The sequence below is a fragment of the Fischerella sp. genome, assembly GCF_013388695.1.
Classification (GTDB): domain Bacteria; phylum Cyanobacteriota; class Cyanobacteriia; order Cyanobacteriales; family Nostocaceae; genus PCC9605.
The window spans coordinates 16,906-42,126 of record NZ_JACAEU010000026.1 but is presented as its reverse complement, the minus strand read 5'-3'; the positions used below and the strand labels follow the sequence as shown (position 1 = coordinate 42,126).

The window sequence follows — 25,221 nt, the reverse complement described above, 5'->3', positions numbered from 1 at the left end:
GTTTGGAAATATGACAGAGTTGCAATTCATAACAGCCCAGAGTGCCAGTGAAAATCAGCGTTCTCTGCAAAGGTTGATTCGGGCGATCGCACTCTCTAAAAATCAATTTGCCCTGATTTTAGTGCGATGCAATTATGGGCATTTATGCGACCAAATGTTAGAGACTCTCCGCTCTTTAACAAAGGATATATACTTGCGAGAAATTTTTCTTTGCCCATCAGCAAAGGCTCTACACGCCACGATAGTCTCAGAACTATTTCTAGATAATCCTGCCGTTGTCACAGATTGTTTACCATCTGCTGTAATGGTTTTTGGTCTGGAAACAGTTAACGCTCTGGAAGACTTACTTATTGGTATCAACCAAGCACGAGATATCTACGCCGATAGTTTTCCTTTTCCTCTGGTATTGTGGCTCAAAGATGAAGTGGCAACGCTGCTTTCTAAATTAGCACCAGATTTTAAAAGCTGGGCTGCAACCACGATCAAATTTGAAATAGCCAAAGAAGATTTAATTGCTTTAATCAAACAGCAAACGGAATCTTTATTTGCCAAAGTTTTAGCAGCAGGTGCCGAACAGTTTTTATCCAATGCTGCCCTTGATTTAGATCCAAAATCTCAGCAACGCCGCGAAATTGAGTCAGCACGTTATGATTTGCTTCGCCTTTATAACGTCAAATTGGAACCAGAATTAGAGGCCAGTCTCGAATTTGTTTTAGGACGCGATCGCTATGCTAATGATGAAATTGAAGATGCATTAGACCATTTTCAACACAGTCTGAAACTTTGGCAGCAGGAAGAGGGCAAGGGGCAAGGGGCAAAGGGCAATGAAAATGCCCAATGCCCAATGCCCAATGACGCCAGGTGCTACAACGCTTGGTACCCCCGCAACGCACTGGCTCCCCAATGCTCCCATCTCCTCAGAAAGGCTGTAGTACTCTTCCACATGGGACTGTGTTATCGCCGCATGGCTGAATTACGTCCTGCTCTTAATAGAAGATACTGGCAAGATGCGCTTTTTTGGTTTAGGCAATGTCTGGAAGTATTGGAAGCAGCACAAAGAAAAGATTTGGTTGCTAAATTTATTTTGCCAGCTTGTGAAATACTGCAACGTTTACAAGTCTGGAAAGACTTAAAAGAATTAGCTCTCAAGTCTCTAGAACTGCATCGCATCTATGGCACAAAGGCACAAGTCGCCCAAGATTACGGCTTTTTGGCTGCTGTGGCTGCTTCTGAGTCCAACTGGATAGCAGCCCATGAATTAGCCAGTTCTGCTCTTTCTATTGCCGAAGAAGATCCAGAAGTTTCGCGACAGCAAGAAAGTTCTTATCTCCTTTTGCTAGGGCGCACGCAACGGTATATAGGTGAGTCGGAAGAAGCCGTCAATAATCTGGAATGGGCGAAGGTTGTTTGTGAACCGCAGTACGAACCATCGCTTTATTTAGAGATAGTAGATGAGTTGCGATCGCTTTATTTTGTTGAGCGTCATGACTACCTAGAAGCATTTAATCTCAAGCAAGAAAAAATTCAAATCGAGCATCAGTACGGCTTTCGTGCCTTTATTGGGGCAAGTCAACTGCAACCACAACGCTACAGAATTAATCCTGCTTTACAGTCGCAAAAAAATACAGCCTTTCCTGAAGAAATTGCTCAAGAAATCGCCGCTTCTGGAAGGCAGCAAGATATTCATCGTTTGATTGAAAGAATTACTCGTGCCGACTGCAAGCTCACAGTTATTTACGGTCCTAGTGGCGTTGGTAAAAGCTCAATTCTGAAAGCTGGATTAGTACCAGCATTGAAACAAACTATTATCGGAGAACGCAATCCTTTACCGATAGTCTTGTCTGTTTATACAGATTGGTTGACTACTTTAGGGCATAGTATAAATCACGCGATCGCTCAAACAGAAATAGCGATTAATACAGACTTTTCGACTAGCATTTTATTAGAAAATTTGCAATATTTAGTCGAACGCAATTACACGATTATTTTAATATTAGACCAGTTTGAGGAATTCTTTTTTGTTAATAAGCATCCATTAGAAAGATTAGAATTTTACAAATTTTTTAGTGAATGTTTAAATCTTGCATATGTAAAGATTATTCTCTCTTTAAGAGAAGATTATTTACATTATTTATTAGAATTAGAAAGACTAAGTAATCAGAATCATGATACTGATTATGACTTGAGTGTAATTAACAGAAATATCCTTGACAAAGATATTCGCTACTATTTGGGCAAATTTTCTAAAAAAGATGCAATCGGTGTTATTCACAGTTTGACTCAAAGTTCTCATCATGAATTAAGTCATAAGTTAATTAACCAATTAGTGCATGACTTAGCAGGAGAAAGTCAAGAAGTACATCCGATTGAATTACAAATAGTCTGTGCCCAACTGCAAACAGAAAATATTACTACAATTGAAGAATATAAGCGTTGTGGCGGTTCAAAAAAACTGGTCAAGCGCTGGCTAGAAGAAGTTATCAAAGATTGTGGTCGGGAAAACGAACAGATAAGTTGGAAACTACTGTTTGAATTAACTGATGAAAAAGGTACGCGACCGCTAAAAGCGAAAGATGATTTAGTAGTGGCGTTAGCAAAAGAGGGAGATGGGGAGATAGGGAGATGGGGAGTTGGGGAGAGAAATTTACCTCATCATCCCATCAACAATTTGGAAATGATTTTAGATATATTGGTGGGCAGTGGATTAGTACTGCGAGTACGTGAAGAATCTGGCGATCGCTATCAGTTAGTTCACGATTATTTAGTAGAACCAATACGTCAAAAAAATAACTATGGTATAGTTGCCGAACTTGAAAAAGTTCGATTTGAAAAAACTAAAGCGGAAGTAGCTCAAAGGCTCAGCAAAGAGCAACTCAATTTAGTTTTACAAAAAAGACTGCGAGAAGCACGCATAGCAGGTATAGTACTGGCAATGATGTCGGCAACTATAGCAGGATTATGGTGGCAAGCCGACTTACAAAAAAGAGCAGCAGTTCGCGAAACCCTCAGGGCTGAACGCAGCGAAACTAACTTAAAAATTAGCGCCATCACTGCTGCTTCAGAAGCTTTGTTTACCTCTAATAAAGAATTTGATGCCCTGTTAGAAAGCTTGCGGGCTTGGCGGAGTCTTAAACAAGCAAAAGGAGTCCAATCGGACACTCGGATGCGGGTAGTGACAGCCTTACAACAAGCAGTTTACGGCGTCACAGAAGTTAATCGTTTAGAAGGGCATAAGGATATTGTTTGGGGCGTAGCGTTCAGTTTTGATGGTCAATTGTTGGCATCAGGTAGCCGCGATCGCACCGTGAAATTGTGGCGTTCCAACGGCGCTTTATTTCAAACCCTCAACGCCCATAGTGATGCGATCGCTGGTCTGAGTTTTAGCCCTGATGGCAAAACCCTAGCTTCTGCCAGTCTCGACAACACAGTGAAGATTTGGCATCGTAATCCAATTACAGGAAAGTTTTACTCAAAGCCTTACAAAACCCTCCAAGGGCACGCTGATTGGATTTTTAGCGTGGATTTTAGCCCAGACGGGAAGTTTTTGGCTACTGGTAGTAAAGATGCAACTGTCAGACTCTGGCGTCGGGACGGGAAATTAGTTAAAACACTACGCGGACATCAAGGTTGGGTGAACTGGGTAAACTTTAGTCCTGACGGCAAGTTTATTGCCTCAGCTAGTGATGACAAAACAGTCAAAATCTGGCGACGAGACGGGAAATTAGTCAAAACTTTGTCAGGACACCAAGAAGGAGTAACTGCTGTAGCTTTCAGTCCCGACGGTCAAATACTAGCAACAGGAGGTCGAGACAAAACAGTTAAACTTTGGCGGCGTCTGGGTAAAAGTGGTAAAGATGTCTATAAATTTCGTCTTTACAAAACCTTGGAGCAGCATACCAGTACGGTTTGGAGTTTGAGCTTCAGTCTTAATGGTCAACAGATAGCTTCCGCAGGCGATGACGATACCATACACCTGTGGAGTGTCAACGGTACTTTACTCAAAACCTTTAAAGGCCATAGCGACGCAGTTGTGAGTGTGTCTTTCAGCCCCAACCGCAAACTGCTAGCATCGGCAAGTTATGACAAAACCGTGAGACTGTGGAGTTTAGATGCTCCAAAATTGCCTGTCCTTAAAGGCCATAAGGATCGAGTTTTGAGTGTTGCTTGGAGTCGCGATGGTAAGATGTTAGCCTCTGGCAGTAACGACCATACTGTGAAACTCTGGCAACGAGAAGGCAGTAGCGGTAGAACTCGTCTTTACAAGACTTTGGCAGCACATGCAGACAAAGTGCCCAGCGTTAGTTTTAATCCCAACGGTCAGATGCTGGCTTCGGGGAGTTATGACAAAACCGTAAAACTTTGGGGACTTGACGGTCATCTCCTCAAGACCCTTCCAGGACATAGTGATAGCGTCATGAGTGTCAGTTTCAGCCCAGATGGCGAGTTGCTGGCATCAGGTAGTAAAGATCGGACAGTAAAACTTTGGAACCATGAAGGTCGCTTGCTGAAGACTTTAGTAGGGCATAGCGGTTGGGTGAATAGCGTAAATTTTAGTCCTGATGGGCAAGTTATTGCTTCTGCTAGCGATGACCAAACAGTGAAACTTTGGCAACGAAATGGTAATTTGTTAAAAACTTTCTCGCCCCATGAAAGCTGGGTTTTGGGTGTAAGTTTTAGCCCCACTGACCATTTACTCGCTTCCGCTAGCTGGGACAACACTATCAGGCTGTGGCGTTCTGATGGCACGTTGTTGAAAACTTTGTTAAAGGGTTACAGCGATAGTGTCAACTCTGTAACTTTCAGTCCCAACGGTGAAATTCTTGCCGCCGCCAGCTGGGACAGCACTGTTAAACTCTGGAGTCGCGATGGCAAATTGATTAAAACTCTGAATGGACATCACGCTCCTGTATTGAGTGTTAGCTTTAGCCCCAATGGTCAAACATTAGCATCTGCTGGTGATGACAACTCGATTATTTTATGGAATTTAGACATGAATGACTTGCTGGTGCGCGGTTGCAACTGGGTAAGTAACTATCTTCGGTACAACCGCAATGTTGATCAGCGCGATCGCGCCATTTGTAATGGTGTTACTACCCAGCGCTAAAGTTAAGAAGGTCAGAGAGGGAGATAGGGAAAAAGGGGGAAATGTAATAACAAATCTCTCACTCTCCCCCTCCCCCTACTTCCCCCACTCCTCTTCAGAAGTAGCCTCTGGTGGCAAATTTGTTAGAAACGCTTGTAGCCTCATCCTTTCTATGTAAGGCCAGCCGCCTTCTGACTCAATATCCTTCAGTAGTGAATATAGCGCCTGACGGTTATTTGGCAAACTCTCTTGAAAAGCTCCATCTCGGATCTCTCGGTGTAATTGCTCCAACTGTCGCAGTAAAGCCAAAAGAGCTATAGTATCTTCTTGACAAACTGCTACTGCATCATGTACTACCGTTGCTATGTCTTGCAGCTTACAAGATAATTTCTCTAACTCAAAAATTTTGCCGTTGTTCATGCTACCTTCTGTAAATTGAGGTCAACTCAAATTTACCGAAGATTTTTTACTTCTATACTTTACCAGCAAACCTCCTCAAGGAAAAAGTGGAAGGGCACAAAGCCTATTAGTGCTTGGCCATTAACTGCTGTGACTTCTGACTTGTTAGTAAATGTGAGAGCACTTTGATTTTGAGTTATAAAAAATCGTATGATCTGGCTGATCTCCCTATAAAAATATGGGCTGTATGTAGTGGCGGCACATACATCACACAGAACGACAAAGGCGACACTGTGAAGGTAAGCCCACTGGTCACGCTCACGGACACTTAGCAGTAACCCAAAAAAGTTGTAGTAACGGTACACACCCGCTCTCAACTGGGTAAAGCTTTCCGGAAGTCCAAGCTAGCATCCTTCTTAGAAGGAACCAGTTCACGTCGTTGCGTATCAGGGCGCACTCATCCACGCGCCCAAATTTAATCAAATGCCACCAAGGATGAAACTGCTAGTTTTGCTTGCCTTTGACAACACATCCCAATTGGATGCTTGTCCTAGGTAGCCTGTTGTTTAAACTTCAGGCTAAAAAAAGCGACTCGTTTAATTACGTTTAGCAGAGAAAAGTTGAAAACAAACACATCCGTGCGGGGTTTCTCTCCGTTTTGGAAAGTGTGTGGATGAACGGCGGCTTCCGCCAATCAAAACTTCGGTGCAGTTTTACGACTTAAGATATTAATTTTTGACATTGAGGTTGACCATGAGGTTTCGCGCTGTAATTGTTGCACTCTTAGCTTTGTGCTTAGGGTTATTAACTGCTTGTGGTGAGGGCCCAGTTGCTGGTTCAGATATACTCACCTACGACCAAATTAAAGGCACTGGCTTGGCTAACAAATGCCCCCAACTGGCAGAAACAAGTCGCGGTTCTATTCCCATTGATGCTAGCCAATCCTACGTCATCAAAGAACTTTGCTTAGAACCGACCCAATTCTTTGTGAAAGAAGAACCTGCTAATAAACGGCAAAAGGCAGAATATGTTGCTGGCAAATTATTGACTCGTAAAACCTACTCTCTCGATCAGATTCAAGGCGATCTGAAGATCAATCCAGATGGTAGCTTAACTTTTGTGGAAAAAGATGGATTTGACTTCCAAGCTTCTACCGTGCAATTGCCTGGTGGTGAACGAGTACCTTTCTTGTTCACCATCAAAGGTTTAGTTGCTCAGTCACAACCTGGCATGACTAGCATTAATACCTCAACCGATTTTGAAGGTGCTTTTAGAGTTCCTTCCTATCGTGGTGCGACTTTCCTCGATCCTAAAGGTCGTGGTGTCGCCACTGGTTATGACAATGCTGTGGCTCTCCCGGCTCAATCCGATGATGAAGAACTCACCCGCGCTAACGTCAAGCGTACTGATATTCTCAATGGCAAGATTTCTCTGTCTGTAGCCAAAGTAGATAGTGCTACTGGTGAAATTGCGGGTACTTTTGAGAGCGAACAGCCCTCTGACACTGATTTAGGTGCTGGCGAGCCTAAAGATGTCAAAATTCGTGGTATCTTCTACGCTCGGGTTGAACCAGCTCGTGCTTAAATTCTCTTGAAAAGAGAAATTTACACGATAGGGCAAAAAATCTGATCGCCCATTAGGATAAACCAGGCTTAGCCTGGTTTATTTTTGCTTTGAATATGCATGCTGATAGAATTGGAAATTTTCCAACAGTTAGAGCAAAATATTATATTGATTTCAGATTATTTTTTAAGTATTTACCCTGAAAAATACTTACTATTGATTTTATTGTATCTTCCTGAATTTCGGTTTATATCTATACACTTCGCCAGGCTTAGCATTACATAAATTAAGTACAATCTCGGTTTTGGTTTAGGTAAAAAATTTTATATGTTTTGTATGTAGTTTTCAACAACTGCAAATCATAACTAAAGTTCATTAAAAAATACTCATTTCACAAATTTGAATCGTGGCAGATATTTTCATCAAAAAATTTTGATCTGCCACAGAGGTTGCTTTTGCGTACGGACACGTATGCACTATTGCGGTTTTGTTTGAAAGCAAATGCTTGACTGTTTGTTCGACTAAAAAACACGGTGCTATGCCAACCACAGTCACCAATGAATTGAAGCATGAAATTTTGCAGTTGTTGCGAGAATATCAGCAATCTCACTCGGCAAATGTTCGCAATCAACTAGTGAAACTCAATTTTGGACTGGTGAGAAAAGAAGCTCATTACTGGATAAATCAATGCCATGAAAGCTATGAGGATTTACTCCAAGTAGGCTGTTTAGGTTTAATCCGGGCAATTGAAAGATTTGAAATTTCTAAGGGTCATGCCTTCAGTTCCTTTGCCATTCCCTACATCAGAGGTGAAATTCAACACTACCTCAGAGATAAAGGTGTTACTGTACGAATTCCTCGCCGCTACTTAGCGCTGCAACAGCAGGCAATAGGAGTTTCCCGTTCTTTACGGGAAAAATACAACCGCCAACCAACAGACTCGGAATTAGCGGCAGCACTGGAAATTTCCCCAGATGAATGGCAGGAAATTAAATTAGCATGGATCAATCGTGCTCCTTTGAGTTTAGATGTACCAGTGCAAGATGGAGAAGAAGGTTCTACTAGCTTAGGAGAGTTAGTTCCCGATCACCGCTATCGCAGTTTTCAACTGGCACAAGAAGATCAAATTCGTTTGCAACAAGCACTCTTTCAACTGGAAAAACGCACTCGTGAAGTATTAGAGTTTGTGTTTTTGCAGGATTTAACACAGAAACAAGTAGCAGAACTACTAGGTATTAGTGTTGTCACTGTTTCCCGTAGAGTTAAGAAAGGGCTGGACTTATTAAAGCAATCAATGGGCGTGTTAGAAGAATAACCGTAAAACCTAGTAAAGGGGTATGGACGTTTAAGTGGATTTTTTTAAAAATCCAAACTCCAATTTGATAATTATTTCCCCCTTATACCCTTAAACCTGATGATTTGGCAATGTTAAAAATAACCCTAAAAATGCGGAAAAGTAGGTTATAACGGTATCAGATTTCACCCTTGATCCAAAGTTCAAGTATGTTGATTTCGATACGCAAATTTACTGATGGCTTTAGAGAAAGGCTAATGGGCATAAATTCAAAAATATTAGTTGTCGTCATTTTGGCTTTGGCGATCGCTTCCTGCACTTCGGAAGGCGAACAGCAATCTGGTAATCCGACACCACCTATTAACACACCCGCAAAAACAACAAAACCAACAGCACAAACGTTTAATAACCCTGTTGTGCCTGGAAAACAAGCCTTACAAGTTGCTTCTACAACTCCTAGCTTGATTCAATCAACAAATGCGACAGAAAGAGTAAATATTGCAGCAAAGTCAAAAGGGCGGAGTGACCCATTTGCCGACATTGTCGGGCAATATCCTCTGGGAGTGTCGAATACTACTATCGGCATCAGACCTGTTCCCAAATTACCACCTCTACCAGTTACTACATCTAGAGGTACATTGATAGGAGCAGGAACGCCTCAAAGACGTAGTGCAGTCATCAGTGCCAGGTTGAATCAACCAAACAACAATATCAATAAAAGAGCGATCGCTTCAGCACGGTTATCAAAATTCAATCGTCTTCCTACTTTGACTCCGGTTCTGCCTAGAGTGTTGCCCCAGGTAGTACCCAATCAAACCCTTGCATCCGTATTACCACCACCCCCACAACCGGAGTTAGCAAAAGCAGTTTTTGTAAGTGGCGTAGTTGTGGTTGGTAATGAACCCCAAGCAATTATCAAAGTACCAAATGAGCCAACAAGCCGTTATGTACAGTCAGGACAAAGACTGGCAAACGGAGTGCTAATTAAACGTATTGAAATGAATGAAGGTTCAGAACCGATCGTAATTCTGGAACAATATGGTATTGAAGTTACCAGAATGGTTGGAGAAGCACCTGCCAACAGCTCGCCAGCAGCAACAACCGCTGCTATCGAAAATCCTGTTTCAGCAGCATCACCAGCCCAAAGTCCTGTTCCTGTTGGATCTTCGTAAAAATGGAGACAAAAGAAAAAATTGAATTTCCTGGTTTACCTTTAGCTGTATATCGCGAGATAGCAGCTCATTTGCAGCAAGTAGAAGGAGTGGAAGTGAGTTTAATTCCCCAGTCCTCTCCACAATTTGATTACAACCAAAGCCAAATAAGTGGCTTGTGGATTTCATTAGCTGCTAACTCTAGTTCTCTTAGTCGGCAACGGGTAGAGCAAATTTTGGCTTACTATCGCACTCGCTATAGTGTTTGACGTATAGAGAGTTATATAAAGTAGCCCTTTGGTGGTGCAATCCCAAACAATAAGTTTTCGTTGAATCAGGAAAAACAGGCAATGAAAGCAGATTTTTCACCTATCTTGAAAGGGCTGTTCTATAAAGTTACGTATTGACAAGTTGATACTAAAATTATTTGGTGGTTAAAAATTTGCAAGCAAGTAGCAGTAAATTCAGGTAAAATTTAACAGCAACTGGGTGCAACCATTGCCGATTTTGCCAGTGTTTTCACATAAACAACATTTGGGGTGATGCAATTATAATTTGCTGAAGTAAACTGGCAAGCAAGGTAAAGCAATTATTACAAGTGCGGCTCTATGGTTAGGCATCACTGACAATGGAACACTGGCAATTTCTAATCCAAAAACAGGGCGATCGCTCTTGGCAGCCCTTGGAATCGCCAAACATAGCAATATTAGAAGGTAAGTATAGAGTTGTAGCTCGCTCCAACCTTGTAAACACGGATGTGGAGGTACGGATAACTCACTCCTCAATTTTGGAATTACCACCAAAGCGGCGCATTCACAAGCGATCGCGTCGTACTAATGCAGAAGGCTTAATGGCAGTAATTCCCTTTACCTACCTCAAGCCAGGAATGTGGGAGTTGCAATGTTTTGGTGATTTGATGTCGGATCTTCTCGGGAAATCCTGGCAGTATAGTGTCCAACTCCAAGTTTTACCCCAGGAAAGAGATTGGGAGATGGGGAGAATGGGAGATAGGGAGAGTAAGCATACTATTACTGAAGCTAGCTTGGTAACAACTGCCTTAGTAGAATCCGCAATTGTGAAGCAAAATAATGGTTCTGCTACTGTTCTTGTCACTGAAAAAGAAGAAGATGCAATTATCAATCAGCCTGTTAGCCCAGTTTGGTTAACAGCAGAGACAGCTGAGCAGATTTTACAACACTTGGTAGATTTAGCTTTACCCTCTTCAGAATCCCTTCTAGAAAATGAAAAAGTAAAAGTAGAGGATACTCAGCCAGTTATCCCAGAACTACCATTGCTGCTGACTCTAGATGAAGAAAACTATATAACCCATTGGGGACAAACTCTGAGTATTAATGGGTGTGTGCAACCCAGAGAAACAACTCATTTACCAAGGCTATATACTGGAGAACTGCGAATAGAATTGCGCTCACCTCAAGGCTTGGAAATATTAACCCAGGTACAGCAAAGCTTACTAGAAAAGATACTACCGTTTTCCATAAAATACCCAATTGAGATTCCCGCTGACTGTGAGTCACAGCTAATTCTGGGTGATATCAGTTTGTATGGCACACTAACGACTGCTGGAGAAGCCATACTGTTAGCCAGCCAATCTTTTACAATCACAGCTGATATTACACAACTACTGGCAATTAGCGCTGCTGCAAATGAGAATAAACGTGAAGAATTAGACTTACAGGATAACTCTAACGAACCACCAACGCCAGAGCCATTCGTAAAGCTGGATTTAGAACTGTTCAATATCGTCAAATCCAAAAAAATAGCTCAGTCTTTGCTAGTCCATCCTACTTCTAAAAGCCTACCACCGCTACTTAGCTTTTCTCATAAATCTGCTGAGCGTTCGCCGCAACTGCCTAAGCTTCCTCAACTCAACAATCAGATTAATACTGCTGCCGTTGCTTCAGAACCTTCGACACATTTACAGCATTCGGATCAAGAAAATACTCGCATTACTGTTGAGCTAGCAACAATGGACACCACTGCTATTGTTGTTTCAGAAACTCCAACAAAGTTGCAGCGTTTGCACAAAGAGGTTTCTTTCGCCATTGTGAAGCGAAGGGCAAGAACAGGTACTACTTTTCCATTCTTGAGACGGCTAAAAGCTTCGCCTAGCGATCGCCCAGAAGTCAACGCTGAGGCGCTAAAGGCATTGGACTTGCATATACCTGAAAACTCCCAACCCACAGACTTAAAAACAGTGGCTAATGACGATGCACCTGAATTAGTAACAACAGATAAAGCACAATATTCAGATGACTCTTTTGATGACTCTGTAGCAGTAGTTGTCCCGCGTAGCTTGGAATTATCAACAGCCCAAACTTCCTATACATCCCCTTTGATCAGGAAGTGGATGCACAATCATGGATACTCTTTGCCCGAACCTATCGACGTTGAATATGAGGACTACGATACCTACGTTCCAGCTAGCGAAGGGGTATCTGAAGAACAGGAACCGCTAATTATTAGTACTGAGACTGCGAGTTCAATTGCTAATTTATCGTTAATCCCAGATTGGGAGACGGAACCAAAGGAAGACAACGAAGACAGTGAAGATAACCAAGACAACGAAGGCAAGGAGAGTTCTCCCCTTCTCTCACTCCTCCCCTCTCCCACTCCTCCTATTGCCTCTCCTTCCAATGAGTTGCTATCTGTTCAGCAGACAAAGACACTGCCAGCTTGGCTAGCAAAAGAAATTGTTGTAGATGATACTGATAGCCAAGAAGAAGCGAGTGCACACAGCAGTAACTCCTCCCAGCAAGAATCATTCTCTTCGGCGCTCGCACCAGAAATCATCGAAGCTTTGCCAACTCCACAACTGTATGTACCTGAAGGTGAACTGATCTCTGGCAAGTCTGTGAAGGTAAGGGCGCTTTTGGATGGCATACGCCCTGATATTGCCATCAAATTATGGGTTGAAGATTGTCAAACACGCCGATTATTGGACGGGCCGCGTTTGTTCACAAATCTACTGCCAAACTCTACGGGAGGATTAGAAGCGATCGCTAAAATTCACATTCCTCTTGGCTGTTTAGAAATTCGCTTAGAGGCGATCGCTGTAGATATGGAAACCCAACAGGAAAGTCACAAAGTCACTGTTGTGAGGACTGTGATTCCAGAGGATTTAGCAAATTTGCAACTAGATGAAATGCTGGGTATTTAACGAAGCAGGAAATGTTAAACAGTCGTTTACAAACAGTCTTCCAGTGTTAAAAATCTTTAGAATTTAGAAAATAAGGCAGAATTTGCAGTAAGCTCATCTTGAATTGTAGTGTGATTTAAAAGGAATATTTACTATGGATGCTTCACTTTTGGCTGCTTCATACTCTGCTTCATTTTTGTCTCCTATCCTCGTTTACACAATTGGTTGGATTCTGCCAATTGCGACATTCGCGTTTATGCTAATTTACATTGAGCGCGAAGATATTGCTTAAATTTAGTTATTTGTTGGTGGTTAGTGGTTAGTAGATAGTAGTAAAAAGCAATCAAAAAGCGACTACTAACCACTAACTACTAACTACTAACAATTAAAATTAATACCGCCTATCTCTTAAGAGATGGGCGGTTTTTTTAATTCTGATTTCTAAACTGCATGCTAGAAAATTCAGACTATTGATATTAGGCTCATGCCAATATTAGACAGAAGAACCTAAACCGGCGTAGGCTCCATAAAAGAAAATACCTACAACAGTAATCACACCTAATCCCGCGATTGTAGCAACAATCCACAGAGGAATTCTCCCACTTCCAGACACAGTTTTTTCTCCTCCCTAAACACAAAATCAACCTATGTTAATTAAACAAGAATTAATACCAGTGCTTCCAGTTTAGTTAAAGAAGTAACTGGAAAACAGAATCCCTAGAACAAAAACTAGTAGTAGTCCCAGGTACAGTGAAGTCCGGTTAAGTTCAACCGGCTGATTATTGGGATTGGGGCTTCTTTCCATTATTTTCTCCTAGCGTTGAATAAACTGCATGGCGGCGATCGCGCCCAAAAAGAACACGGTTGGCACAGCTAGGGTGTGAACTGCCAGCCATCTTACGGTAAAAATTGGATATTGTACTGGTTGGTTAACGTTATTGCTGCTAGTCATAATTTCAAACTACTTGGCAATTAATTCTTCAACTTGTTGTTTTGCTTCAAAACGGTTATTCACAATTGGCAATTCTTGCCGCGCTTGTGGGTAATACTCGTTAGGGCGAGGTGTGCCAAACACATCATATGCCAAACCTGTGCTGACAAATAACCAACCCGCAATAAACAATGCTGGGATGGTGATGCTGTGAATCACCCAATAACGAACGCTGGTGATAATATCAGAAAATGGACGTTCTCCAGTACTACCTGACATTTATATCCTTACCTCCATCGTTGTTGTTAATGAATTTATTATCCTACAAACTTAAGAAACAGTTACATCTTGCAACTTCTTTCTCAGAAATAGGAAGGATTGCTTAAACTTTTGTTACATTAACCTGCATCAGATTTGGAAGCTGCTGCAATATTTGGTTGATACTTTAGCAAATAGCCGCGATCGCCAATTACAAATCCCTGTTCTGGTGAAAAGAAAACTATTTTGTAAAAATTAGCAGGAACTTCTTCTACATCACGGTCTTTTTCCCAAGTTTTGCCACCATCAGGACTTCGCAGCAAGTTACCACTACCGCCGCTTACCCAAATTTCCTCAGGCGTGCGATACGCTAAATCAAGCAAACCCCAACTTGTAGACAGTTCAGGGTATTGGGCTTCTAGCCATTCCTCTGGTTTGGCTGGTTCGCTAAACTGTACCACGCCTCCCCGCGCTAGCATCCACAATTGCCCATTGTCGGCAAAGCCCATATTTTCCACTCGTCGGGAACTATTGCGGTTGTGGGGTACCCAAGCATTTTGACCCGGTTCCCAAGTCGAGTAAAAGTTACCTTTAGCGGAAACGGCAACATATTTGCCATCAGCAGAACGTTTCATGTTACGTACCACACCGACAGCTTCTTCTACCTGGGCTTTCCAGTTTTGACCCCCATCTGTAGTTTTATATATTGCTCCCACATCAGTAGCCATCTCAGCTGATTTTGCTCCTAGTGCCAGGATATTAACCGGATTGCCAGGAAGCTTTTCGCTTAAGGGAACCCGCAACCAAGAACGACCTTCATCAGTACTGTGCAGTAGCAGAGAAGGTTCGCCAACAATCCATCCTTCCTCTCCTGCAAAACTGATAGAGTTAAAGCGGTATTTATCGTTATCTAATTGCAGTTTTATGGGCTGCCAAGTTTCGCCACCATCTTTAGTTTCTAAAAGAGTAGCGTTGCTGCCTACGAGATAACCATGCTGAGGATTGCCAGTAAAAGCAATATCCAACAATTTTGCATCTGTACCTATAGAAATTACTTCCCAAGGGTTGTAGCTAGTCGAAGGAACTTTACTACAACCGACACACATGATGACAACAGCAAACAGGGCAATTATTCGTTGCCAAATTTTCATTCTTGAACGCATTTCTATCTATTAGTTTTTTGTAAATTTGTTTATGGTTACTTACTTTAGGGATTTCCAAGAAATAAATGATCCCGGATTGTGGGGAGGGCATCCTGCCCGCCTCTGGCCCCTGACACCCATCCCACAAGAAAATTTGGGATGTTTTTTTATTTGGAAGTCCCTTAGGTGAGGCATAGCCCCACCTAATACTTAAGAGCGCGTCTTATTGTAAGCCATAAAGACTGAGAAAGAACAAGAAAGCAAGGGCTAAACCACCAAAAATCAGAAGATTCTTCTGAGTAGGGGTCAAGCTATTGACACCGAAGCCATAACCGAGATTTTCTTGGAAGCCAGAAGCCTTACCCGCAGGACCAATATTGGTGAAAGCGTTCTTCTTTGCACTACAAACCGGACAGCGCCAAGTTAGTGGCAGTTCTGCGAAAGCCGTGCCTGGAGAAATGTCATGTTTTTCGTCCCCCTTGTTGGGTTCGTAGACGTAACCACAGGAACGACACTCATAGCGGTCTAAAACTGGATTTTCAACAGTTTGTTCGCTCATGGCTGTAGCATGGGTGAGGGTCGAAGCTTAAATATACGTTAAAAATTATGACATAATTGTTAGGTTTTTCTATCACAAGCAAAAACGAATCAAATAACCCCTGGCTATATTTTCTAAAACTCGGAAATATCAAATGGATATAATGTAAAAGAAAGTAACAGAGTTGTTTTCACCTATAGCGGTAGATATCTATTGTGTTTGTCCTCAGCGGTTACGAGTACCTTCTAGGCTTCTTAATCATCTGTAGCCTAGTGCCTGCCTTAGCTCTAGCAGCATCCAAACTCCTGCGACCTGGTGGCCGCAGCCCAGAACGGCGCACCACTTACGAATCCGGCATGGAACCCATCGGTGGAGCCTGGATTCAATTTAATATCCGCTACTACATGTTTGCGCTGGTATTTGTGGTATTTGATGTGGAGACAGTGTTTTTGTATCCTTGGGCAGTTGCTTTCCACCGTCTGGGTTTATTGGCATTCATAGAAGCGCTAATTTTTATTGCAATTCTTGTAGTTGCCCTAGTTTACGCATGGCGTAAAGGAGCTTTGGAATGGTCTTAGATGCTAATTTAACAGCGAAAGATTTGGAACAGCAGCAAAAAGAGCGCATCCTCAGCCCGATTGGTCGTCCGACAGTTACTCAAGAACTGTCGGAAAACGTGATTTTGACCACGGTTGATGACCTCTACAACTGGGCACGTCTTTCCAGTCTTTGGCCTTTATTGTTTGGTACTGCTTGCTGCTTCATCGAGTTTGCAGCAATGATTGGCTCCCGATTTGACTTTGACCGCTTTGGATTAATCCCCCGTTCCAGCCCTCGGCAAGCTGACTTAATTATTACAGCAGGTACAATCACCATGAAGATGGCACCCCAACTGGTGCGTCTTTATGAACAGATGCCTGAACCTAAGTACGTGATCGCAATGGGAGCTTGTACGATTACTGGCGGAATGTTCAGCATGGATTCCCCAACAGCGGTGCGCGGAGTCGATAAACTAATTCCAGTGGATGTGTATTTGCCCGGTTGTCCGCCACGTCCGGAAGCGATTATGGATGCGATTATTAAGTTGCGGAAGAAAATCGCTAATGATTCGATGCAAGAGCGGAGTGTAATCAAGCAAACACACCGCTACTACAGCACGACTCACAGTATGAAATCAGTGCCACAAATCCATACTGGTAAATATATGCTTTCCGATACTCGCGTTACGCCGCCGAAAGAATTGACGGAAGCGATGGGTTTACCAGTACCACCTGCTCTGTTGACAGCGAAGAAGGAGGAGGTAAACCGTGGCTGAAGAATCAAAACCAGTACCAGCAGAAGAACAGTCAATAGTACAAGCAGGTAAAACTTCCCAGTGGTTAACGGAAAATGGTTTTGCCAATGAGTCTTTACAACCTGATGTGAATGGGGTAGAGATAATTAAGGTAGAGCCGGATTTCCTACTACCAATTTGTACTGCTTTGTATGCCTACGGGTTTAATTATCTCCAGTGTCAATGCGGTATTGATTTGGGACCTGGACAGGATTTGGTCAGCATGTATCACTTGATTAAAGTCAGTGATAATGTTGATAAGCCAGAGGAAGTACGTATCAAAGTTTTCTTGCCACGAGAAAATCCCAGAGTACCTTCAGTGTACTGGATTTGGAAAACTGCTGACTGGCAAGAGCGCGAGTCTTACGATATGTTCGGGATTGTTTACGAAGGACACCCAAATTTGAAGCGGATTTTGATGCCGGAAGATTGGGTAGGTTGGCCTTTACGTAAGGATTACGTGTCGCCTGATTTCTACGAGTTGCAAGACGCTTATTAGAGTTAATGGCACCTCACCTCCATTGCCCCCCTCTCCGCAGGCAGAGAGGGGGGTGGTTTTTTGGAGGACTGCTACAACAGATAAAAAAATTACATTTGCAAGGCGATATTTTTACTCATACAATCGAGAACAGGCTTGGTTATATTTAACACAAGCCTAAATATGTTTAATTGATTAGTCGGTTAATAATTCAGGCTGAAAGAGCGATCGCCAAACCACAAATGATGGTAAACAAAATAAATGATATCGCTTGGCAGGCACGTCAGGGTAGCGTTGCTGCGATTATTCAAGTATTGAATGAAAAATTAGCAAATTCAGGCGTCAGAACCAGAGCTGTTTTTGACGGTGGTGTATTGCAGCTTCTCTGTGAAGCTTCCACGGTAGATAAACTAGAGCAATCAACTCTAGTAAAGCAAATCCAGCAAATTCTTGAGTCAATCGCACCTCGTAATATCCGTAGAGTCAATATCAATAGCCGAATTGTACGAGAACAACAATTGTTATGGTTAGAAGAAATTACCCGCGACCCTGAGAATCAATTACTATGGTCTGAGGAAATCATCTTAGAAATACCTAATTATTTTCAGGAATTAATTAAAAAATTTCGAGATCAAAAATCTGAATCAGCAAAGCTAATTTTACCCAAGTTCCAATCTTCTCGTCCTAAAGCAATTACTAACCATAAGCTCAAAAACTCAGCCTGGGGAAGATTATCACTTGCTTTGAGTTTATGCTTATTTTTGCTTTTGCTAGGCTGGCTTGTTTATGCTGTAGTGAATGGCAAACTGAAAAATATAGCCGTTTCTGGAATATCAAATTCTCAAGCCTCAACAACAGAATCTTTTATCCAAAGTGCTTCTACACAAACAGAAGACGCCTTTACACAAGCAGTACGAATTGCTAACCAAGCTTCTGCTGATGGTAAAACAGCTAAAACTTCAACTCAGTGGTTAGAAATAGCTGCTGACTGGCAAAGGGCTTCAGATTTAATGAGTCAGGTATCACCTAGCCACAGTCGTTATCAAGAAGCGCAAATCCGGACTAAGTTGTATAGAGAGTATAGTGAGACAGCGCAGGAAGAGGCGGAGAAAATAAAAAAGTCTTAAAGTTCCACCAGAAGCTTTACCAGAGGAACTAATCAATCGAGTTTAACTGAAAATTGAGGAGTCTTCGGTCATAAACCCAAACAGTAGCGAACAGCAGCTTCAACTTCAAGCATCTTGTTGTCAGAAATCTTGCCACTTAAGTCAGCAGAAAAGCGATTTTGATCTAAAGAACGAATTTGAAAACACAAGAAAACTGTTTCCATAGGTAATCCACTGTCACTTGCAGAGACTCGTACATTAGTTGGATAATCCCGCTTGATATTTGTTCCTTTTGTACCTACAACTACAATCACGACTAAAGGAAGTTGGTTTATGGCGTCTATAGATAATACCAAAACGGGTCGTGTTCCTGCCTGTTCTCGACCCTGGATTGGATTAAGATTGACAAAATAAATTTGTCCTCGCTCAATACTCACAGTTTTTCTAAACCATCCATTTCGGTAACAATAAATTCCTGGTTGATGGAGGCTATTTCTGTTTGTATATCTAAATCACTAGCCATTGCAGCTAATTGTTCGTTCATATCTTTGGCATCAATAAATTTATCTGCTGTCTGTTTCCTTTCTTGCACTTGTCTTTTGATACGCTCTAGGAGCCATTCTTGTTCTTCTAAAGACAAAGCACGGATTGAACGCTCAATTTCCAGTAAATGCGATGATATCATAACCGTATTACTTTGTTGCGTTTCACTTCAGTTCTACTTAAGCTACAGGCTAACCTTGAGCTATAAATTGGTCAATTTTGCTAATGATTGCTGCGAATGCCTCTTCTTTAGTTGCAAGCCATTCTCCTAGTATAAAATGTTGAGCATTAGCCTGACTATTAGCTTGAATAAGCTGCGGAAGATTGAAATAAAGCCCTTGTGTTGCTTGAGCGCTCCAATCCTCATCAATTGAATCTAAGGAGACCACAATAGTCCATCCCCGATAATGAGCCATGTGATTATCTTTAAAAGGCCCGGTATATCCTGATTTATTGTAGAGACACGAAAACCGCATCTCTACAAACCGAACTTAACTAAACACTCATCTCCAACATCCGCTGAATCGGACGCAATGCCGCCAGCCGTATCTCCTCAGACATGGTAATTTCCGGCGCACGATTTTTCATCGCCAAATACAGCTTTTCTAAGGTATTCAACCGCATAAACGGACACTCATTGCAATTGCAGTTATTTATTGGCGGTGCGGGAATAAAGCGCTTGTTAGGTGCTGCTTTTTGCATTTGGTGAATAATTCCCGGTTCCGTAGCAACAATAAATTCTTGAGTCGGGCTTTGTTGACAATACTTGAGTAAAGCTGCTGTAGAACCGATGAAACTAGCGTGACGCAATACCGTAGGTTCGCATTCTGGGTGAGCGATCGCCTCTGCTTCTGGATGTGCAATTTTTAACTGCACAATTTTCTTTTCGGAAAAGGTTTCATGGACGATACAGCTACCTTGCCACAGCACCATATCTCGCTCTGTCTGTTCGATCACGTACCGCCCTAAATTGCGATCTGGGGCAAAAATAATCGGCACATCTTTGGGTATCTGCTGCACAATTTTGACAGCATTGGAGCTAGTACAGATAATATCGCTCATCGCCTTAATTTCGGCTGAGCAATTTATGTAAGAAACCACTAGGTGTCCTGGATGAGCAGCTTTAAAAGCTGCAAAAGCCTCTGGAGGACAGGTGTCTGCTAAAGAACAACCAGCATTCAAATCTGGTAACAGCACCATTTTATCGGGATTGAGAATCTTTGCCGTTTCTGCCATGAAGTGAACGCCAGCAAAGACGATTACATCAGCATTGGTGTCAGCCGCTGCTTTAGAAAGTTGTAGTGAATCCCCAATAAAGTCTGCAATATCCTGAATATCTGGCTCTTGATAGTAATGGGCCAGGATAACTGCATTCAGTTCTTTTTTTAGGCTCTCAATAGCTGCAAATAAATCTAGTGGTAATGCACCCGGTTGGGTTTTATCCCGTTGAATAAGTGTAGTTGTAAACACAGTTAGGCGTAGCTTAATTTTGCAAATAATTGTCTTGTCTAAGCAATTATAGTAGTTTTTACCAAAAATGGGGGGAGGGTGATACTCCCTCTTGAAAGTTGTGCCAAAATCCTGATGAGTTGCCTATGCTGGAGACATATGGCAAGGAAAATCGCATGATCGGTCAGACAACTAATTCAAAAACCTTGAAAATCGCTGTAGTTGGAGATATTCACGACCAATGGGAAGTGGAAGATGGCAATGCACTCAAGCATCTTGGTGTTGACTTAGTGCTGTTTGTTGGGGATTTTGGCAACGAATCGGTAGAAGTGGTAAGAGCGATCGCATCCCTTGACATTCCCAAAGCAGCGGTAATGGGAAACCACGATGCGTGGTACACTGCCACAGAATGGGGACGCAAAAAGTGTCCCTACGACCGCTCCAAAGAAGACTGGGTGCAGGAACAGCTGGATTTATTAGGTGAAGCCCATGTAGGCTATGGGAAGCTGGATATTCCTGCTTTCAATTTGACTGTAGTAGGAGGCCGTCCCTTTAGCTGGGGTGGCCCGGAGTGGAGATTTGCCGACATCTGCAAAGAACGGTATGGTGTGACCGATCTTGATGAGTCAGCTGTGCGGATTTTTGCAGCAGTCAAGAGTGCTGCTTATGAGACGATTATTTTTGTTGGTCATAATGGGCCTTCGGGGTTAGGCGATCGCCCAGAAGATCCCTGTGGCAAAGATTGGCATCCTATTGGTGGTGACTTCGGCGATCCTGATTTAGCCGAGGCGATATCTCTAACTCTCATAGCTGGTAAAACTGTTCCTCTGGTGACGTTTGGTCATATGCACCACACATTACGACACACCAAAAAAGTGCTGCGAAAGCGAGTATTTAGAAGTCCAGAAGGGATAGTTTACTTGAATGCAGCAAGTGTACCGAGAATCGTGGATAGTGATGGTCAAAAATTGCGGAATTTCTCGATTGTTCTGCTAGAAGATGGTGTAGTTTCCCAAGCCTCTAGTGTCTGGATTGGCAATGACTATGATGTTGCGTCTGAGGAAATTTTGTATCAAAAATCCCGTTCAGTAGTGCAAACTGCATGAATCTGAGTTATAATTGTTTACTGGTCAGCTTTTGTAGCTGACAGCTGACGAATAAAGTTCGCCAGCTTTTTTTGGAGAGGTGGCAGAGTGGTCGAATGCGCTCGACTTGAAATCGAGTGATGTGAAAGCATCCGTGGGTTCGAATCCCACCCTCTCCGTTGAGGAATTAAAAATGAAAAATGAAAAATTAAAAATTGAGGAAATTAAGAATTGGGTGTGTGGCGTTGGTCACTATTTTTGCTAGAGACTATAATGGCACCCAAAATTCTTGTCAGTTCTTCGGCTTCGGTTTGGAGTTGGCTAATCCTTTCTTGGGGTACTATTTCGGACGCAACGAGTAATCTTAGCCAATACCGAGTTTCACGTGATTTTTTGAGCGCAATCATCATCTTACCGATAAAATCTGCTTTACTTTGTGCAGCTTGCGCCTCTTCTACATTAGCTCCGATAGATGTTCCTGACCTTAACAATTGTTGAGCAAGAGTTCGCGCTACTCCTGGTTTGTCATCGAGAAATTGACACAATTTGACTATGCGAATTGAAAAAGTAAAAGTGCGATCGCAAATATCTTTTTTCACAAGTAAAAATTGAAAGCAAAAAGAGATGTTGATGCAAGTGATGTATCAAAATTGTCTGAGATTTTTCAAACACACCCCTACATCATAAACAGAATACATCAATTAAAGAAATTTTACAGTTCTTCTACTTATATGAAGTTTACAGCAGAGTAATGATTGTTTATAAGCGCGATCGCATTTACTACCGTTTTTACTTTTGCAGCTATTCTTCTACTACTTCAACCAAGTCTTCAATCATCACGTCTAACGCACGTGCCATCTTCAGAATCGAGGTAAAATCTACCATTGCCAGCCCTGGCGATCGCGCGTAGGCTCTCACTGAACTGTAGGCTACTCCCGAATGGTCAGAGACATCCTTTAGCGTCCAACCTTTTTCATCCGCAAATTCCCTAATTCGCAGCCTAATCAGCCCCATCTCAATCTTGACAAAAGATAAAATTGTATCGTTTAATTATTACACTTTAAAAAACGATCTCCCTCCGGCGTAGGAAACTGAAGGGCGATCGCATTCACATTCAATAAAATCCCTTAAAACAAATACACCTATCTCTTGAAGGCTATTAGCCAAAGCATCTGGATGTATTCATCCTACGAGGATTTTTCTATATGTTATCATTACCTAAACCAAAAGCGCTTGTCATCCGGGAGTCAAAAATTGTCCATAAATCGCGCATCATCCATGCACTAGCGCGATTTGTTACCGAAGAAGCTGTGTGCTTGATGTTTAACATCCAGCTAGAAGATATTTATGTTGTAGAATGTTGGCGCTACATGGTTTATGTTCATGCCAAGGGTGTGAGTAAGTTTGTTAGCTATGCAGATTTTCCACCAATTGTGGGAGTCAAGCCACCCACACCAACAGAAATGCTCAAATGGCGCAAGCGCTGGCGAAAGCAGTCAATTGCTGCATATAGGAAGCAAGCTCCCAAATGGTGGGCAGAGTTTTTTGCTTATGAATTTTGGCAAGCTTTCTCAGAGCCTACGCTGCACAGTTGGGCTGAGTTGGTAGAGTTAATTAAATTTGCATTTAATGAAGAAACGTTGCAGACACTCCAAGAAGAGTTGTTGTCAGGATTGGTTAGTAGTTAGTGGATAGTGGATAGTGGATAGTAGTTAGTGGATAGTGGTTAGTGGTTAACAACCAACTACTAACTACTAACTACTAACTACTAACTGCTAACTCTGTTCTAAAAGCTTTTTCCTAGCTCGTTCTGCACGCGCTTCAGCAGAAGCCATGACTTCTTGCATATTTTCTAGGACTTCACCAGGGAAATTTTCTAGAATTCTGGTTGAAAGAGCAACTCGACTTTTTCCTTCATCTAAATCAATAATTACAGCTTTAATTGATTGACCAACTTGAAATACCTTTTCGAGATTGTCAATAAACTTCTGAGTTACTTGCTTGATATGAAGTAGGGCGCTAACGCCATCTAAATCTACAAATACACCAAAAGGTTTGATACCTGTTACTTTTCCTTCTACTAACTGACCAAGTTCCAAATTACTGAAGCTAGCAGAACGAGTTGCTAAACGCTGGGAAAGTATGAGTTTTTTGTTATTGCGATCAACTTCCAAAAAACTAACGGTTAGAGTTTGTCCTTTAAGTGATTCTAAGTTCTCACGCTCCAGCAGGTGCGATCGCGGAATAAATCCCCGCAATCCCTGAATCTCGACGGTAACGCCGCCTTTGTTCACATTCAATACCCGCACTTCCACTGTTTGGGAATTTTCCTGCATTTGCGCTAGTCGTTCCCAAATATGTTTAATTTCTAGCTGTCGCCGCGAAAGGGTTACTTGACCTTCTGCATCTTGTTCGCGGATAATCAAAAACTCTAGTTCCTCATTCAGCGGCAGCACCTCAGATAAATCTATTACTGTTCTCAAAGCAGCCTCTTCGCGCGGAAGGAAAGCAGACGCTTTGCCACCAATATCTACATAGGCTCCATCTGGATCTAACTGGAAGACTTTTCCGTGTACTACCTGTCCCTTCTGAAACTGGTAGTCATGTTGTTCCAGCGCTTTGGCAAAATCGTCGAGTGAAAAAGAAGAATTGGCTTTTTGAGAAAGTTTAGTTTCAGAATTCATGACTTGTGAAAACAAATTGCTAATTAGTCCATTGTCAATAATCCATAGTCCAAAGCTATTGACTATTGACTTTTGACTAGTTGTTATCTACATGTTGTAGTTGTTGTGCAAACAGCTGTTTTACTTGCTCCCAAGCATCGGCCGCAGCTTTAGGATTATAGCTAGCACGTTGGTCACAGAAAAATCCGTGGTCAGCTCCATCGTAGCGAAACACGCGATGAGGAATATTATATTTTTCTAACTCAGCCTCAATTTGGTCTACTTGTTCAACGGGAATGCTGGCGTCTTCCATGCCAAAGAAAGCGTAGAGGGTGCCTGGAATTTCTTTTGTGCGAGTGATAGTGGGTTCGCCGCCTCCAGGTGTAGCAGTAGTAATACGTGCACCATAAAAAGAAGCAGTAGCTTTGATATCTGGTAGAGTAGCTGCAAGATATGCTACATGACCGCCAAAGCAAAAACCTATGCAACCAAAACCATCTTTTTTCACTTCTGGCAAGGTTTTTAGATAGTCAATCGCTGTTTGAATATCGCTCAAAAGTTCCGATGCTTTGCTTTGTCCCCAAGCGTAGTTTCTCCCAATTTCTATCGCTTCTGGTGTATATCCTGTTTCAAAACCAGGAGCCAGACGTTGAAACAGTGCAGGTGCGATCGCTATATAACCTTCTTTGGCAATTCGTTCTGTGACATCGCGGATATGAGAGTTTACTCCAAAAATCTCCTGCAAAACTACAATTCCTGGGTAAGAACCTGGTTCTGTTGGCTTGGCGAGATATGCAGCTATGTCTAAATCACCTTGCGAAAGGTTAACTGTTGTGGTATAGATTGCTAGCTCTGTCATAATCGTTTTTACCAGTACTATGTAATTATTTAGATCTACCTATGCAAATGTTTCTAGGTTATCTCAAATCAAATTATTAATAACTTATGATGAATGCACCAGAAATTTTCCTCAGAGGATTTGAATGTATAAATAAAATATTTGACAAGTAGCATTTGCAACTGGTCGCAGGTTGCTACTAGTACCTTT

At 42.2% G+C, this 25,221-nt stretch carries 28 protein-coding genes and 1 tRNA gene; 14 read left to right on the top strand and 15 right to left on the bottom strand.

The genetic code is table 11. From position 1 onward, the window contains the following. The first annotated feature begins 10 nt into the window (after positions 1-10). Entirely contained in the window at positions 11-5,104 is a 5,094-nt protein-coding gene (locus HXY43_RS04540; protein ID WP_290880507.1) for a hypothetical protein, read from the top strand. Positions 5,105-5,179: 75 nt separating this feature from the next. On the opposite strand, the gene HXY43_RS04535 is transcribed toward HXY43_RS04540, so the two are convergent. Continuing rightward, positions 5,180-5,503 (bottom strand): hypothetical protein, encoded by a 324-nt coding sequence (locus tag HXY43_RS04535; RefSeq protein ID WP_290880505.1) that lies wholly within the window; start codon positions 5,501-5,503, stop codon positions 5,180-5,182. Positions 5,504-6,235: 732 nt separating this feature from the next. On the opposite strand from HXY43_RS04535, the gene HXY43_RS04530 reads away from it, so the two are divergent. The 6 genes from HXY43_RS04530 (at position 6,236) to HXY43_RS04505 (ending at position 12,939) form a co-directional block, all read left to right on the top strand. Then, positions 6,236-7,066, top strand: coding sequence for a photosystem II manganese-stabilizing polypeptide (locus HXY43_RS04530; RefSeq protein ID WP_290880502.1), 831 nt, complete (start codon positions 6,236-6,238; stop codon positions 7,064-7,066). Positions 7,067-7,583: 517 nt separating this feature from the next. After that, positions 7,584-8,360, top strand: coding sequence for an RNA polymerase sigma factor SigF (locus HXY43_RS04525; RefSeq protein ID WP_026733495.1), 777 nt, complete (start codon positions 7,584-7,586; stop codon positions 8,358-8,360). A gap of 236 nt (positions 8,361-8,596) precedes the next feature. After that, positions 8,597-9,511 carry a hypothetical protein gene (locus HXY43_RS04520; RefSeq protein WP_290880547.1) on the top strand — a complete coding sequence of 305 codons (915 nt, stop codon included), beginning with the start codon at positions 8,597-8,599 and terminating at the stop codon, positions 9,509-9,511. A 2-nt stretch (positions 9,512-9,513) separates the two neighbouring features. After that, on the top strand, positions 9,514-9,759 hold the full coding sequence (locus HXY43_RS04515; RefSeq protein ID WP_026733497.1) for a hypothetical protein: 246 nt from the start codon (positions 9,514-9,516) through the stop codon (positions 9,757-9,759). Positions 9,760-10,118: 359 nt separating this feature from the next. Then, positions 10,119-12,668 carry a hypothetical protein gene (locus HXY43_RS04510; protein ID WP_290880499.1) on the top strand — a complete coding sequence of 850 codons (2,550 nt, stop codon included), beginning with the start codon at positions 10,119-10,121 and terminating at the stop codon, positions 12,666-12,668. A 133-nt stretch (positions 12,669-12,801) separates the two neighbouring features. After that, a complete protein-coding gene (locus tag HXY43_RS04505; protein WP_026733499.1) occupies positions 12,802-12,939 on the top strand; it encodes a hypothetical protein in 138 nt (45 codons plus the stop codon). A gap of 201 nt (positions 12,940-13,140) precedes the next feature. Here HXY43_RS04505 and HXY43_RS04500 read toward each other — a convergent pair whose 3' ends face one another. From HXY43_RS04500 to HXY43_RS04475, 6 genes are all read right to left on the bottom strand, one after another. Then, on the bottom strand, positions 13,141-13,260 hold the full coding sequence (locus tag HXY43_RS04500) for a photosystem II reaction center protein J (protein ID WP_016861092.1): 120 nt from the start codon (positions 13,258-13,260) through the stop codon (positions 13,141-13,143). A gap of 72 nt (positions 13,261-13,332) precedes the next feature. Beyond that, entirely contained in the window at positions 13,333-13,452 is a 120-nt protein-coding gene (locus HXY43_RS04495; RefSeq protein ID WP_015209609.1) for a photosystem II reaction center protein L, read from the bottom strand. A 9-nt stretch (positions 13,453-13,461) separates the two neighbouring features. After that, positions 13,462-13,599: a cytochrome b559 subunit beta gene (psbF, locus tag HXY43_RS04490; RefSeq protein ID WP_072032401.1), complete on the bottom strand. Its 138-nt coding sequence runs from the start codon at positions 13,597-13,599 to the stop codon at positions 13,462-13,464. Between the two features lie 9 nt (positions 13,600-13,608). Then, entirely contained in the window at positions 13,609-13,857 is a 249-nt protein-coding gene (gene psbE, locus HXY43_RS04485; RefSeq protein ID WP_026733500.1) for a cytochrome b559 subunit alpha, read from the bottom strand. 119 nt (positions 13,858-13,976) lie between these two features. Beyond that, on the bottom strand, positions 13,977-14,987 hold the full coding sequence (locus tag HXY43_RS04480) for a photosynthesis system II assembly factor Ycf48 (protein ID WP_290880489.1): 1,011 nt from the start codon (positions 14,985-14,987) through the stop codon (positions 13,977-13,979). Positions 14,988-15,201: 214 nt separating this feature from the next. Then, positions 15,202-15,537, bottom strand: coding sequence for a rubredoxin (locus HXY43_RS04475; protein ID WP_026733502.1), 336 nt, complete (start codon positions 15,535-15,537; stop codon positions 15,202-15,204). Positions 15,538-15,731: 194 nt separating this feature from the next. Here HXY43_RS04475 and ndhC point away from each other — a divergent pair, with 194 nt between their 5' ends. From ndhC to HXY43_RS04455, 4 genes are all read left to right on the top strand, one after another. Continuing rightward, entirely contained in the window at positions 15,732-16,094 is a 363-nt protein-coding gene (ndhC, locus tag HXY43_RS04470) for a photosynthetic/respiratory NAD(P)H-quinone oxidoreductase subunit C (protein WP_026733503.1), read from the top strand. Continuing rightward, on the top strand, positions 16,085-16,831 hold the full coding sequence (locus tag HXY43_RS04465) for an NADH dehydrogenase subunit K (protein WP_290880485.1): 747 nt from the start codon (positions 16,085-16,087) through the stop codon (positions 16,829-16,831). Before ndhC ends, HXY43_RS04465 begins: the two co-directional genes overlap by 10 nt. Beyond that, the gene (locus HXY43_RS04460; protein ID WP_290880482.1) at positions 16,824-17,348 is read left to right on the top strand and encodes an NAD(P)H-quinone oxidoreductase subunit J; all 525 of its coding nucleotides are present in this window, start codon (positions 16,824-16,826) and stop codon (positions 17,346-17,348) included. Before HXY43_RS04465 ends, HXY43_RS04460 begins: the two co-directional genes overlap by 8 nt. A 224-nt stretch (positions 17,349-17,572) precedes the next feature. Continuing rightward, positions 17,573-18,454, top strand: a complete 882-nt coding sequence (locus tag HXY43_RS04455; protein WP_290880544.1) for a hypothetical protein — start codon at positions 17,573-17,575, stop codon at positions 18,452-18,454. Positions 18,455-18,522: 68 nt separating this feature from the next. On the opposite strand, the gene HXY43_RS04450 is transcribed toward HXY43_RS04455, so the two are convergent. The 4 genes from HXY43_RS04450 to nadA form a co-directional block, all read right to left on the bottom strand. Beyond that, positions 18,523-18,870 (bottom strand): type II toxin-antitoxin system PemK/MazF family toxin, encoded by a 348-nt coding sequence (locus HXY43_RS04450; protein WP_290880480.1) that lies wholly within the window; start codon positions 18,868-18,870, stop codon positions 18,523-18,525. Next, a complete protein-coding gene (locus HXY43_RS04445; protein ID WP_290880478.1) occupies positions 18,867-19,118 on the bottom strand; it encodes a hypothetical protein in 252 nt (83 codons plus the stop codon). The genes HXY43_RS04450 and HXY43_RS04445 overlap by 4 nt, the downstream gene beginning before the upstream one ends. A gap of 49 nt (positions 19,119-19,167) precedes the next feature. Then, positions 19,168-19,392, bottom strand: a complete 225-nt coding sequence (locus tag HXY43_RS04440; RefSeq protein WP_290880476.1) for a hypothetical protein — start codon at positions 19,390-19,392, stop codon at positions 19,168-19,170. 79 nt (positions 19,393-19,471) lie between these two features. After that, positions 19,472-20,446: a quinolinate synthase NadA gene (nadA, locus tag HXY43_RS04435; RefSeq protein WP_290880473.1), complete on the bottom strand. Its 975-nt coding sequence runs from the start codon at positions 20,444-20,446 to the stop codon at positions 19,472-19,474. A 125-nt stretch (positions 20,447-20,571) separates the two neighbouring features. On the opposite strand from nadA, the gene HXY43_RS04430 reads away from it, so the two are divergent. Beyond that, complete coding sequence (locus HXY43_RS04430) at positions 20,572-21,531, top strand: TIGR04168 family protein (protein ID WP_290880471.1); 960 nt, start codon at positions 20,572-20,574, stop codon at positions 21,529-21,531. A 73-nt stretch (positions 21,532-21,604) separates the two neighbouring features. Continuing rightward, positions 21,605-21,689: transfer RNA gene (locus tag HXY43_RS04425), tRNA-Ser, on the top strand. A 45-nt stretch (positions 21,690-21,734) separates the two neighbouring features. Here HXY43_RS04425 and HXY43_RS04420 read toward each other — a convergent pair. Both HXY43_RS04420 and HXY43_RS04415 read right to left on the bottom strand, forming a co-directional pair. Beyond that, positions 21,735-22,109, bottom strand: a complete 375-nt coding sequence (locus HXY43_RS04420) for a four helix bundle protein (RefSeq protein WP_290880469.1) — start codon at positions 22,107-22,109, stop codon at positions 21,735-21,737. 202 nt (positions 22,110-22,311) lie between these two features. Next, positions 22,312-22,524: a helix-turn-helix transcriptional regulator gene (locus tag HXY43_RS04415; RefSeq protein ID WP_026733515.1), complete on the bottom strand. Its 213-nt coding sequence runs from the start codon at positions 22,522-22,524 to the stop codon at positions 22,312-22,314. 191 nt (positions 22,525-22,715) lie between these two features. On the opposite strand from HXY43_RS04415, the gene HXY43_RS04410 reads away from it, so the two are divergent. Next, a complete protein-coding gene (locus HXY43_RS04410) occupies positions 22,716-23,198 on the top strand; it encodes a hypothetical protein (protein ID WP_290880466.1) in 483 nt (160 codons plus the stop codon). 87 nt (positions 23,199-23,285) lie between these two features. Here the strand turns inward: HXY43_RS04410 and HXY43_RS04405 are convergent, their stop codons facing one another. Both HXY43_RS04405 and HXY43_RS04400 read right to left on the bottom strand, forming a co-directional pair. Continuing rightward, positions 23,286-24,194, bottom strand: coding sequence for a S1 RNA-binding domain-containing protein (locus tag HXY43_RS04405; RefSeq protein ID WP_290880464.1), 909 nt, complete (start codon positions 24,192-24,194; stop codon positions 23,286-23,288). A 76-nt stretch (positions 24,195-24,270) separates the two neighbouring features. Beyond that, on the bottom strand, positions 24,271-25,032 hold the full coding sequence (locus tag HXY43_RS04400) for a dienelactone hydrolase family protein (RefSeq protein ID WP_290880461.1): 762 nt from the start codon (positions 25,030-25,032) through the stop codon (positions 24,271-24,273). Positions 25,033-25,221: the final 189 nt, after the last annotated feature.